The 12,448-nt window shown below is 60.7% G+C and carries 11 protein-coding genes; 8 read left to right on the top strand and 3 right to left on the bottom strand.

What is annotated here, in order from left to right; translation table 11 throughout:
• On the top strand, positions 1-207 hold a 207-nt coding region (locus tag ACNA0J_RS29225; RefSeq protein ID WP_415822515.1), incomplete at its 5' end, for a hypothetical protein.
• Between the two features lie 220 nt (positions 208-427).
• Here ACNA0J_RS29225 and ACNA0J_RS29220 read toward each other — a convergent pair.
• Positions 428-1,414, bottom strand: a complete 987-nt coding sequence (locus ACNA0J_RS29220; protein WP_415822513.1) for a tripartite tricarboxylate transporter substrate binding protein BugE — start codon at positions 1,412-1,414, stop codon at positions 428-430.
• A gap of 233 nt (positions 1,415-1,647) precedes the next feature.
• Here ACNA0J_RS29220 and ACNA0J_RS29215 point away from each other — a divergent pair, with 233 nt between their 5' ends.
• Positions 1,648-2,544, top strand: a complete 897-nt coding sequence (locus tag ACNA0J_RS29215) for an AEC family transporter (RefSeq protein ID WP_415822512.1) — start codon at positions 1,648-1,650, stop codon at positions 2,542-2,544.
• A gap of 181 nt (positions 2,545-2,725) precedes the next feature.
• Here ACNA0J_RS29215 and fumC read toward each other — a convergent pair whose 3' ends face one another.
• Positions 2,726-4,117, bottom strand: coding sequence for a class II fumarate hydratase (fumC, locus tag ACNA0J_RS29210; RefSeq protein WP_415806666.1), 1,392 nt, complete (start codon positions 4,115-4,117; stop codon positions 2,726-2,728).
• Positions 4,118-4,298: 181 nt separating this feature from the next.
• On the opposite strand from fumC, the gene tsaE reads away from it, so the two are divergent.
• Together tsaE and ACNA0J_RS29200 are read left to right on the top strand one after the other, a co-directional pair.
• Entirely contained in the window at positions 4,299-4,835 is a 537-nt protein-coding gene (gene tsaE, locus ACNA0J_RS29205) for a tRNA (adenosine(37)-N6)-threonylcarbamoyltransferase complex ATPase subunit type 1 TsaE (RefSeq protein WP_415822511.1), read from the top strand.
• Positions 4,766-6,196, top strand: coding sequence for an N-acetylmuramoyl-L-alanine amidase (locus ACNA0J_RS29200; protein ID WP_415822510.1), 1,431 nt, complete (start codon positions 4,766-4,768; stop codon positions 6,194-6,196). The genes tsaE and ACNA0J_RS29200 overlap by 70 nt, the downstream gene beginning before the upstream one ends.
• A 120-nt stretch (positions 6,197-6,316) precedes the next feature.
• Here ACNA0J_RS29200 and ACNA0J_RS29195 read toward each other — a convergent pair whose 3' ends face one another.
• Positions 6,317-6,976, bottom strand: coding sequence for a VTT domain-containing protein (locus tag ACNA0J_RS29195; RefSeq protein ID WP_415822508.1), 660 nt, complete (start codon positions 6,974-6,976; stop codon positions 6,317-6,319).
• Between the two features lie 137 nt (positions 6,977-7,113).
• Between ACNA0J_RS29195 and mutL the strand changes: the two genes are divergently transcribed.
• The 4 genes from mutL to ACNA0J_RS29175 form a co-directional block, all read left to right on the top strand.
• Positions 7,114-9,270: a DNA mismatch repair endonuclease MutL gene (gene mutL / locus ACNA0J_RS29190; protein ID WP_415822506.1), complete on the top strand. Its 2,157-nt coding sequence runs from the start codon at positions 7,114-7,116 to the stop codon at positions 9,268-9,270.
• Positions 9,267-10,268 carry a tRNA (adenosine(37)-N6)-dimethylallyltransferase MiaA gene (miaA, locus tag ACNA0J_RS29185; protein WP_415822505.1) on the top strand — a complete coding sequence of 334 codons (1,002 nt, stop codon included), beginning with the start codon at positions 9,267-9,269 and terminating at the stop codon, positions 10,266-10,268. The genes mutL and miaA overlap by 4 nt, the downstream gene beginning before the upstream one ends.
• 87 nt (positions 10,269-10,355) lie before the next feature.
• Positions 10,356-11,672, top strand: a complete 1,317-nt coding sequence (locus ACNA0J_RS29180; RefSeq protein WP_415822503.1) for a M20/M25/M40 family metallo-hydrolase — start codon at positions 10,356-10,358, stop codon at positions 11,670-11,672.
• 168 nt (positions 11,673-11,840) lie between these two features.
• The coding region (locus ACNA0J_RS29175; protein ID WP_415822501.1) for a hypothetical protein at positions 11,841-12,035 on the top strand (195 nt) is incomplete at its 5' end.
• Between the last annotated feature and the right edge of the window lie 413 nt (positions 12,036-12,448).

Below are 12,448 nucleotides of genomic sequence, written 5' to 3'. Positions count from 1 at the left end.
ACCTCGTCGCTACGCTCCTTCGGTTTCCCTCGCTCGACTCCGAGGCGCGCCAACACGGTCACTGCCCCGCTTCGACTCACAGCATCTCTGATTCCCTCGTCGCTGGCACGGGTGGTCTACGTAGGCTTCGTAGGTGATGATTTCTGCAAAGACGAAGATCTTGCAGGGCGGCTATTCATTGGCGCCTACGGGCGCGCCAATGAATAGCGTTCGTGATCGGCATGCGAGGGCTTTGGGATCGGTGGCAAACAGAAGATCTCTCGATCAACAATTTCTCATAGACAAGCAGATCTTCCAAACAAGCACCACGCCACCCTCGCCCCCCCATCTACAGGACCTGACACCTTTAAAAAAATAGGCGCCCCAAATGGAGCGCCTATTCATCCCTCACGAAGACAGGCCTGTAGCCTGCCTCCCGTAGAACGATTTAGTCGAGCTTGATGTTGCTCTTCTTGACGATATCTTTCGCCCAGTCGTATTGCTCTTGGATTTCTTTGGAGAACTCTTCCGGCGTGTTGCCCGACGGTGCCGAGCCTTGTTGAGCGAGGACATCGATGACCTTCGGATCTTTCAGGGCCACCACTGCGGCGTCACGCAGCTTGTTCACGATTTCCATCGGGGTGCCGGCGGGCGCCAGCAAGCCATACCAAACGGGCTGGTTCACTTGCGGGAAACCGGCTTCCTTGAACGTAGGAACATCCGGCAAGGACTTCAGGCGCTCGGGCCATGCAACGGCCATGGCGCGCAGACCGCCTGCCTGGATTTGTCCCATGGACGACGGCAGGTTGTCGAAAATGATTTCGATCTGACCGCCAACGGCGTCGGCCACAGCCGGGCCCGAACCCTTGTAGGGAACGTGCACGATATCCGTGCCGGTCGCGTCCTTGAAGGACTCACCCATCAAGTGCAGCACGCCGCAGGTGCCCGAGCTGCCATACGAGTACTTGCCGGGGTTCTTTTTCAGTTCTTCCAGGAAACCCTTGAAGTCCTTGGCCGGGAATTTGGGGTTCACCGACACCACGTTGGCGGTGTTGGCGAAATTGGTGATGGGCTGGAAGTCCTTGATCGGATCGTAGGGCAGATCATTGGGACGGCAAGCCGAGTTCACTGCCATCGTGGACACAGTCGCGATCGACAGCACATAGCCGTCCGGGGCCGCACGAGCAGCCTCAGCAGCGCCAATTGCGCCGCCCGCGCCACCCTTGTTTTCGACAACCAGAGGCTGACCCAATTCCTGGGCCATGCGTTGCGTCACCAGACGCGCAATGATATCGGTCGAGCCACCCGGGGCAAACGGCACGATCACGCGAATCGGTTTGCTAGGATAGGCATCCGCAGCAACAGCAGCCGACGTGGCAGCCAATCCGGTAGCCATTGCGATAGCAGTCGCCAGGATACGAGCGTTGATCTTCATTATTGTGATTCCTCCGTGTGCGAGGCTCCCTGTCTGAGAGCCACTAGTGCAGGTTTCAGCGAACCGCCGATAAGCCGATCGCTGTAAACAACTCACTGTGTAAATAGCCAAAAACTGTGCGAAATATATACGACTTTAAATTGCATCTTCGTCGAATTCGGGGAGAATAGCAGCAAATCGGCCTGCCCGAGTAGTCCATAAATACAATAATTGCCAAACCATCCCGGATTGTTATGTCGGTCGCACTGCTGGTTTTGCCTGATTTTTTGCTGGTCGCCCTGGGTTGGGTCTTGCGTCACAAACTGGGCTTTAATCGCGAGTTTTTCGCGGGCACTGAACGCCTGGTGTATTTCATTTTGTTTCCGGCGTTGCTGTTTCAAGCCATCCTGCGCACTCCCATCAGTGCCGGCAGCGCGCTGATGCTGCTGCAAGCAACTGTCGCCGTGTTACTCACAGGGTTTGTGCTGGCCTGGGCGGGCGGACGAGTCCTGCGGGCGCCGCCCCTGGCGCTGGCCTCGTCCGCACAGTGCGCTTATCGCTTTAATACTTATATCGGGCTGGCGCTGTCGGCCAGCCTGGGCGGTCCTCACGGCCAGACCACGATGGCGCTGATCATCGGTTTTGCCGTACCGCTGGCCAATCTGGCCGCCGTCTACGGCCTGGCTCGCCACGGCAATAAAGGCCTGTTGCGCGAGTTGCTGCGCAATCCCCTCTTGATGGCCACGCTGCTAGGCTTGGCCGGCAACCTGGCCGGGTTGCAATTGCCCGGCCCCGTCGATACGGTGTTGGCGCGGCTGGGCGCCGCCTCACTGGCGCTCGGGATTCTGTGTGTGGGCGCCAGCCTGTCCTGGCAAGGCGGACGGGAACACGGCAAGCTGATTGCGTGGACCTTGACCGTGAAACTGCTGCTGTTGCCATTGGCCGCTCTCACGGCCGTAAAACTGTTCGGCCTGCCCAGTGAGCAAGCGCTCATGCTGTTGTTATTTGCGGCGTTACCCACCGCCTCTGCAGCCTATGTGCTGGCGATGCGCATGGGCGGCGACGGCCGGCTGGTCGCGCTGATCATTTCGCTGGGGACGTTGTTTTCGGTGGTCACGCTACCGATGTGGCTGATGATCTACGGCTATTGACGGCCATACAGAACTGCTGTCGACCAAGATGCGGGCAGGCCGGATTCCACAGGAACGCCGAATTTGAATGCCCCACCCCTCGTTTGTCGGCCCACATACGATTGTCCGGCATCATCCCCCTGCGCGGCCGAGCCCGGGACACGTTCGTGTATCCAGAGCCCGTCGCGCGGAAAGCCGGTCTTTAACGCTTGGCGTTCGTCATGTTCGCCGGCACTACCCACTCGGCGAATTGCGCTTCCGTCACAAAACCCAGCGCCAGAGCGGACTCTTTCAGCGACAGATTTTCCTTGTGGGCTTTTTTCGCAATTTGCGCGGCCTTGTCGTAGCCGATATGCGGATTCAGCGCCGTCACCAGCATCAGCGAGCGGTCGACCAGCTCGGCGATGCGTTCGCGGTTGGGCTCGATGCCCGCCGCACAATGCTGATCAAAGCTGGCCATCCCGTCAGCCAACAGACGCACTGACTGCAGGAAATTGTGAATCACCAATGGCTTGAACACGTTCAGCTCGAAATTGCCGCTGGCGCCGCCGATGTTGATGGCCACGTCGTTGCCCAGAACCTGGGCTCCCAGCATGGTGATGGCTTCGCACTGCGTGGGATTGACCTTGCCCGGCATGATCGAGCTGCCCGGCTCGTTTTCCGGGATGCTGATTTCACCGAGGCCCGAACGCGGGCCGCTGGCCAGCCAACGCACGTCGTTGGCGATTTTCATCAACCCGGCCGCCAGGGATTTCAGCGCGCCGTGGGCGAACAGCAGCGCCTCGTGCGACGCCAGGGCCTGGAACTTGTTGGGGGCCGAAACAAACGCCGACCCCGTATCGTGCGCCAGCACAGCGCTGACCTTGGCGCTGAACTCTGGATGCGCGTTCAGGCCCGTGCCCACGGCGGTGCCGCCGATAGCCAACTGATGCAAGCCGGGCAAGGTCGCGCGGATCTGTTGTTCCGACAGGTCCAACTGGGCCACATGGCCAGACAGCTCCTGGCCCAGGGTCAACGGCGTTGCATCCTGCAAATGGGTGCGGCCGATTTTGACGATGTCGTAAAACGCCGCACTCTTTTCAGCCAGCGTTGCACGCAGGGCTTTCAAGGCCGGCAGCAGATGGGTTTCCACCTGTACCGCCGCCGCCACGTGCATGGCGGTCGGAAAGGTATCGTTGGACGATTGGCCGCGATTGACATGATCGTTGGGATGCACGAGACGCTCTTCGCCGCGCACCCCGCCCAGCAGCTCGGAGGCGCGGTTGGCCAGCACCTCGTTCATATTCATATTGCTTTGCGTACCCGAGCCCGTCTGCCAGACCGACAAGGGGAACTCATCGGGCCATTTGCCGGCGATGACTTCGTCCGCGGCGCGCACAATGGCGTCGGCAATCTTGGGATCGAGCTCACCCAATTCGGCATTCGCCTTGGCCGCCGCTCGTTTCAGGCGCGCCATGGCAGCGACCAGCGGCACGGGCATGCGCTCGGTCGAGATAGCAAAAAAATGCAGCGACCGCTGTGTTTGCGCGCCCCAGAGATGGTCGGAGGGGACTTCGATGGGACCGAAGGTGTCTTTTTCAATGCGGGTAGTCATGGGTGAAAATTCCTGGAAAAAAATCCACGCTGCGCCTTTGGGGCGGTCCCGGGCAAAAAATGTCCGAAATGGGGCGCAGGCATAAAGCCTAAACAAGAATAAAACTCAATCCGATCATAGCAGACAGGCTGCTTTCTATAATTCGCACACGTTCAACCTGTTTTACCACTCGAGCCCCGCCATGTCCGCTCCGCTGTGCAGCCTGACCCTGACTCTGCCCGACGAAACCGCCACCGACGCGCTGGCCCGTCAATTTGCGCCGCTGATCACCGGTGCTACCGGCCTCGCGCCAGGGGGACGTATCCACCTGCAGGGTGAATTAGGAGCGGGAAAAACTGCCTTTACCCGGGCACTGTTGCGGGAATGCGGCATTCAGGGCCGGATCAAAAGTCCGAGCTACGCGCTACTTGAATCGTATAAAGTTTCTAACTTATACTTCTATCACTTTGATTTTTATAGATTTAACGATTCGCGCGAATGGCTGGATGCGGGATTTCGAGATTTACTGCGTGATGACGCGGTCGTCCTGATCGAATGGCCCGAGCGTGCCGAGGGGGTACTTCCGCCTCCCGACATGCAGGTTTCCCTGGTTTATGCAGACCCGGGCCGCGTGGTCACTTTGACTGCCTTTACCGCACGAGGACAAACATGGTTGAACGCGATTGCTCCTCCGCCCCAGATGCCCTGTCCCCCAACGGGGCCCGCCGCCGACGCCTGATCAGCGTGGCGACGACGCTGCTCGTCCTGCCCGTCATTCCGCGTCTGGCTCAGGCCGCCACCATCCTGGCGGTACGGACCTGGCCTGCCGATGAATACACCCGCGTGACGCTGGAACTCGACAGCGAGCTCAAAGCGGAACACTTCACCCTCGAAAATCCGCATCGCCTGGTGGTGGACATCCAGGGCCTGCAGGCCAATGCCGAGCTGAACCAGCTGATTTCCAAGGTCCGCCCGGACGACCCCTATATCCGCAGTCTGCGCGTGGCGCAGAACCGCCCCGGTGTCGTGCGCCTGGTGTTCGACCTGAAACAGGCCATCGCGCCGCAGGTGTTCACGCTCAAGCCCGTGGCGGATTACCAATACCGCCTGGTGCTCGATCTGTATCCGAAGGTCGCACAAGACCCGTTGATGGCCGTGCTGGACAAACAGGCCGGCCCCGACGTCGACGACCCGTTGGCGCGCATCCTCGAAGACATCTCGCGCAACTCGGGCGCTCCAGGGGGCTCTGCGCCCGTGCCGGCCCCAGCGCCGCAGGCCCAGGGACAGGAGCCGCCCCCGCGGGTTGCCCTGCCTCAGCCTACCCCAGCGCCTGCGCCAGTCATTCCCCAGCCCTCGTTGCCCTCGCCCTCGACCCCCTCGCGCCGCAAGCGCATGGTGACGATTGCACTGGATCCGGGCCATGGCGGCGAAGACCCAGGCGCCATTGGCAAGAGCGGCTTGCGCGAAAAAGACGTGGTGCTGCGTATCGCGCGGCAATTGAAAGCGTTGATCGACGATCAACCCAACATGCGCGCCTATCTGACGCGTGACGACGATTATTTTGTGCCGCTGCACGTGCGTGTCCAAAAAGCACGGCGGGTACGGGCAGATCTCTTTATCTCGATTCACGCGGACGCCTGGATCAAACCCTCGGCCAATGGATCATCCGTGTTTGCGTTGTCGCAACGCGGCGCCTCCAGCACCCAGGCGCGCTGGCTGGCCGACAAGGAAAACGCGGCCGACTTGATCGGCGGGGTCAATCTAGGCAGCCACGACAAGCAAGTCGCCAAGGTCTTGCTAGACCTCTCTACCACGGCGCAGATCAATGATTCACTGCGCCTGGGCGCCGCGCTCCTGGACGAGATCCAGAAAATCAATCGCCTGCATAAACGTCAGGTTGAACAGGCTGGCTTTGCCGTGCTGAAAGCACCGGATATTCCATCGATCCTGGTCGAAACCGCGTTCATCAGCAATCCGCGCGAAGAAGAGCTCCTGCGCTCGAGCAGCCATCAGCAGAAAATGGCTCGAGCCATCATGTCAGGCATTCAGCAGTATTTCGTCGCCAATCCGCCATTGGCGCATATTGCGGACGCCAGTTAAAGCCGCGCAACGCAATGACAATCGGCCCGGGTGTCCCCGGGCCGATGTGCTTTGAGGCTTCCTAAAGTAATGCGCCGATAGACTGCAACGCCGGCTTCGCCCCCAAATTTTCCGACCTTTTCAGGGCCGCAGGTCTCGATTCCCCGAACGCCGCCGTCCTCGTACCAGTTTGATGACGCCAGCCAGAATGATAGGCACGATCGCTGCCGCCAAACCCAGCAGCACAATGGTGTTCAAGTGTTCTTTGACCAACGGGATATTGCCAAAGAAATACCCCGCCGTAATCAGGCTCGCGACCCACAAGATCGCCCCGCTGATGTTGAACAACTGAAACCGCAGCACGTTCATTTCCGCCACTCCGGCGACAAACGGTGCAAATGTGCGGATGATCGGCAGAAAGCGCGACATCACGATGGTCTTGCCACCGTGCTTTTCGTAAAACATGTGGGTACGCAATAGCGCGGCCCGGTCCAGAAAACGGACATTCATCGTAAAAACGCGCGGCCCGATATAACGGCCGACAGCGTAATTGACCGTATTTCCGGTCACGGCCGCGACAATCAGCAAGGCTCCCAGCAGCACGGGATTCAAACTGCCCGTCGCACCGAATGCGCCCGCGATAAACAACAAAGAATCGCCGGGCAGAAATGGCAACACCACCAATCCGGTCTCGGCAAAAATGATCAAAAACAAAACCAGGTAAACCCAGGAACCATACTGTTCGACCCAGACGCCTAGCGTCTGATCGATGTGCAACACCATCTGGAAAAATTCGAGCATGCAGTAACCATGTCTGAAAAAAGGCAGCTCCGCCGGGACGTCCGATGTGAACCGAGTTCGACTATAGCGCACCCCGCGTGAAATTCCCGTTGAAGGCGCCGCCCCAACGTCCCGTGTACGAGCGCTAAAATCGTCACATGCCTGAACACGCTGATTTGCCCCAATCCCCCTCTGCGTCCGAGCGCCGCAGCATCCTCGCCCTGCCCGATCTGTTGATCAGTCAGATCGCAGCCGGCGAGGTGATCGAACGCCCTGCCTCTGTCTTGAAAGAGGTGCTGGAAAACGCCATCGACGCCGGCGCACGCGCCATCGAGGTCCGCCTCGAAGGCGGCGGGATCCGGCGCATTGCCGTCTCGGACGATGGCGGCGGAATCCCGCCCGAGGAACTGCCGCTGGCGCTGGCGCGGCATGCCACCAGCAAGATCCGATCCCTCGGCGAACTGGAGTCAGTCGCGTCGATGGGGTTTCGCGGCGAGGCCCTCGCCTCGATTTCCTCGGTCGCACAAGTCACGATCATTTCCCGTACACGCCAGGGCGAACATGCGTGGCAGATCGAAGGCGGCAGCATGCAGGTCAGTCCCGCATCGGGGCCGCCGGGCACCACCGTCGACGTGCGCCAATTATTCGACGCGGTGCCCGCACGCCGCAAATTTCTGCGTTCCGAGGCCACTGAGTTTGGCCATTGCGTCGACGCGATGGAACGCATTGCCCTGGCTCATCCGGACATTGCGTTTCGCCTGTTCCACCATGACCGGGCACAGCGTCAATGGCTGCCTGCCGTACCTGGCCAGCGCATCCGTGACGTACTGGGCGCAGAATTCGCCGAACACGGCTTGCCGGTCGATGTATCGATGGGGGCCATAGGCCTGTCGGGCATGATCACGCGGCCCACGGCCGCCCGCGCGCGGGCCGATCGCCAGTATCTGTACGTGAATGGCCGTTTCGTCCGGGATCGCACCGTCAGCCATGCGCTGCGTTCGGCGTATGCCGATGTGTTGCATGGAGACCGCCAACCGGCTTATGTCCTGTACTTGGACATTGATCCAGGCGCCGTCGATGTCAACGTACATCCGGCCAAACACGAGGTGCGTTTTCGCGATAGCGGTGCAGTGCATCGATTCGTCAGCCAAGTCGTGGGTCAGGCGCTGGCGCAGACAGGTGGCGCGTCGGCGGTCTCGGCGACATCGGATGGCACTGATGGACAGGCCCCGTCCACACGAGAGCCGGATACATCAGCAATGTCCGGTCAGCCTGGCGCCGCGGTAGTTCCCGGCACGTCATCGGGCGAATTCGAGAATCGAGCAGGACACAGCACCACCTCGAGCGGAGCTGAACGGCACGCCCAGGGGCAACCGGCCAACATCGCCGAACAAACAGGCGCCACGGCATATGCCGAAGGCACCGGGCAGGCTGGCGGCTCAGAATACAGGGGACAAGCGGGTTCATGGCAGTCGTCGGGTTCAAACAGGCACGACGGACGCTCTGGCTTGGCGGCCGAGGGATCCTCCACAGCGGCGCCTCGCCAGTCTATGCGACCGCACACCCAGGTCCCATTCCGTCTGCATGCGGAGCCCAGCGGCAACCCTGTCGCAGACTGGCGTGCGCTATACCGGCCGCTGGATGAAACGACGGCAGCTCCTGCAAGTACGCTGCGAGAGCCGGCCTCGCCAGCAGGCTCTCGTACAGCATCGGTCTTGCCAACCGACGAAGAACACCCATTGGGCATGGCGCTAGCGCAGTTGCACGGCATTTATATCCTGGCACAAAATCGCCGAGGACTCGTGCTGGTCGATATGCATGCGGCGCACGAGCGGGTCGTGTACGAACAGTTGAAACGCGCGTTGGATGCCCGCGAACTGCCGCGCCAGGAACTGCTGGTGCCTGTGGTCTTTCATGCGCAGGAAAAAGACGTCGCCCTCGTCGAAGAACACCAGGAGCAACTCGCCGAGCTGTGTTTTGATCTGCGCCCTGCCGGCCCCACCTCGATTGCCGTTCGTTCCGTGCCGGCCATGCTGGCGCGAGGCGATATCGAAACCATGGCGCGCGCCGTCCTGCGTGACCTGGGTGCAGTGGGTGTGTCGCGCCTCCTGACCGAACAGCGTAACGAGCTGCTCTCCACCATGGCGTGCCATGGCTCCGTGCGAGCCAATCGGCGTCTCAACCTCGAAGAAATGAACGCCCTGCTGCGCCAGATGGAGATCACCGAACGCGCCGATCAGTGCAATCACGGCAGGCCCACCTGGGTGCAGTGGTCAGTATCCGAGCTGGATAAACTTTTTCTACGCGGCCAATGAGCGCCTCACCAATCATCTGCCTGGCCGGCCCAACGGCGGCAGGCAAGAGTGCCGCCACGCTGGCGCTCGCTCAACGCTGGCCGCTGGAAATCATCAACGTCGATTCCGCCACGATTTACCGTGGCATGGATATCGGCACGGCGAAACCCTCTCGCGACGAGCAAGCGCTCGTCCCACAACATCTGCTGGATATCCGAGACCCTGCACAGTCCTATTCCGCTGCAGAGTTTCGTACCGACACCTTGCGCTTGATCGACGAGATCCGGGCGCGTGGCCGCATGCCTTTGCTGGCGGGCGGCACCATGATGTATTACAAAGCCCTGCGCGACGGACTGGACGATCTGCCACAGGCCGACCCTGCGCTGCGCGCGCAATTGGAAACTCGCGCCGCACAGCTCGGCTGGCCCGCCTTGCACGCAGAGCTGGTGCAGCTGGACCCCATCACGGCCGCTCGATTAGCCCCCAACGACAGCCAACGTATTCAACGTGCATTGGAAATCTGTATGTTGAGCGGGCAACCCATGTCCGCATTGCTGCAACGTCAGCAACGCACGAGCGAGCTGCCACGGACATCCCATAACGCCGACGGGGATGCCCCGGCCGGTGACTCAGCCCCTGCGCACCGATATATCACGATCAGCCTGGAGCCCTCGGACCGCGCTGCACTGCACGCACGCATTGCCCAGCGTTTTGACGCCATGCTGGATGCCGGATTGCTGGACGAGGTCCGCGGCCTGCATGCGCGCAGCGATCTGCATCCCGGCCTGCCCTCGGTACGTTGTGTCGGCTACCGGCAAATGTGGAGTTATCTGGACGGCGCTGTCGATCTGGACACGGCACGCGAACAAGGTATCGCCGCGACGCGCCAGTTAGCCAAGCGCCAAATCACCTGGCTACGGGCACAACCCGAACGCGTCATCGTAGACTGCCTCGCCACCGACACAGTCGCACAGGTCATCGATGCCGTCGCACACACGTTGACAGAGCACTCACCATAACAATAGCCGCGAGCTCAGCGATTGTTGACACGACAATCAAACTGGCACACAGTCGAGATTCAATTCAACCCCTGAGGAGCATCAACGATGTTGCAGGAATCTCGGCGTGTTGCAGTAGTGTTGGCATTATCGATGGCGTGTGCGGCCCCGCCCGTTCTGGCAAAAGACGCGGTCAGTTCCAGCGCAGCGCATGATCAGGCCGTACAGAAAGTTCTGTCGTCCGACGCCTACAAAAAAGCGTTGGCCGTGCTCGACGAACAGCACGGACGCATCGTCGAAGACGGCATTACCCTGACCGAAATTCCCGCTCCTCCCTTCAAGGAGGCCAAGCGTGCTCAAGCGTTTGCCGAGCTGCTGCGCGCCGGTGGCTTGAAAGACGTCACCCTGGATGAAGAAGGCAACGTGCTGGGCCTGCGCCCCGGCACGGCCGGCGGCGACCAGGTCGTCGTCGTGTCGGCACACATGGACACCGTGTTTCCAGAGGGCACCGACGTGAAGGTCAAACGTGAAGGCACCCGCTTGGCCGCGCCCGGCATCGGCGACGACACCATGAGCCTGGCCGTGCTCGCCGGCTACGTGCGCGCCTTGGAAGCTGCCGGCATCCGCACCCGCGACAACATCCTGTTCGTAGGCACAGTGGGCGAAGAAGGCCCAGGTGATCTGCGCGGGGTGCGCTACCTATTCACCAAAGGCAAGTACCAAGGCAAGATCAAGGCGTTCTACTCAGTCGAGTCCGGATCCGTAGCCCGTGTCACACATGGCGGCGTAGGCTCCAAACGCTACCGCGCCACGTTCCAAGGGCCTGGCGGACACAGCTTCGGCGCATTTGGCCTGGTCAATCCCATGTATGCCCTGGGCCAAGCCGCCACGGCGTTCTCCACGATCTCGGTCCCTGCCCACCCCAAGACCACCTACAGCATAGGCCGCCTGGGCGGCGGTACCTCGGTCAACTCGATTCCGGTCGAAGCCTGGATGGAAGTCGACATGCGCTCAGAAGACGTAGACGCGCTCAAGCGCGTCGAAGACCGCTTTCTGACGATCGTCAAAGAGGCAGTGGCCACCGAGAATTTCGCGCGCTCGACCAAAGAAGGCGAAATCAAGCTCAAACTCGACGCGATAGGTGACCGCCCTGCCGGCACCACAGCGGTTGATACCGATATCGTGCAGTACGCGATTTCTGCGATCAAAGCGGGTGGTTACGAGCCCGACTTGAACCGCAGCTCCACCGATTCCAATCTGCCCATGAGCCTGGGCATCCCTGCCATCACCGTAGGCCGCATGGCACCGGGTACGTTCGGTCGCGCACATGCGCTGGATGAATGGCTGGATGCGGAAAAAGGTCCCATGGTGAAGGCTATGGGAACGACGCTGAGCACTATTCTGGTCACGACCGGGATGCAATAGCCACGTCGGAGAGATAGGCCGGCTGAAGTGCGTTGGTCTGGGCATAAGTCATGGGGACTGTGCTCGTAGGTGGACGTCTGAGCGGGGCAGGACGAGGCATGAGTTCTATTGGACGTCGAGGCGGGGCAGTGACCGTGTTGGCGCTTCACGGAGTCGGTCGGCCGCCTNCGCTCCTTCGGTTTCCCTCGCTCGACTCCGAGGCGCGCCAACACGGTCACTGCCCCGCCTCGACTCGCAGAGTCTCTGATTCCCTGGTCGCTGGCACGGGTGGTCTACGTAGGCTTCGTAGACGATGATTTCTGCAAAGACGAAGATCTTGCAGGGCTGCTATTCATTGGCGCCTACGGGCGCGCCAATGAATAGCGTTCGTGATCGGCATGCGAGGGCTTTGGCATCGGTGGCAAATAGAAGATCTCTCGAGCAACGATTTCTCATAGACAAGCAGGAGATTGTTCGCTCCACGATTTCGCGACATCCAAAGATGTGCGACGCATCTCCGCATACCTTAACTCTAGCCAAGCAGATTTTCCAACTTGGCACCATGCCACCCCGTCGCATGCCCGGACCGATCGCTATTCGCGCGTGTGCAGGGCACGCGCGAATAGCAGCCCTGCAAGATCTTCTTCTTTGCCAACGGTGCTACAGAAAAACGCCAAGCAANAGNCTCGTGCCANCNATGTGATGAGCTTGAGTTACTGCGAGTCGAGCCGAGGCAATCGGGCCGTGNGGGCGCCTCAAAGCCGAGTGGAGCGGANGNNGAAGGNAGGCCCGAAGGC

The sequence above is a fragment of the Bordetella tumbae genome, assembly GCF_965139195.1.
In the GTDB taxonomy this organism is placed as follows: Bacteria; Pseudomonadota; Gammaproteobacteria; order Burkholderiales; family Burkholderiaceae_B; genus Bordetella_A; species Bordetella_A tumbae.
Note: the sequence above shows the minus strand (reverse complement) of the source record. Positions and strands in the feature narration are given on the sequence as shown.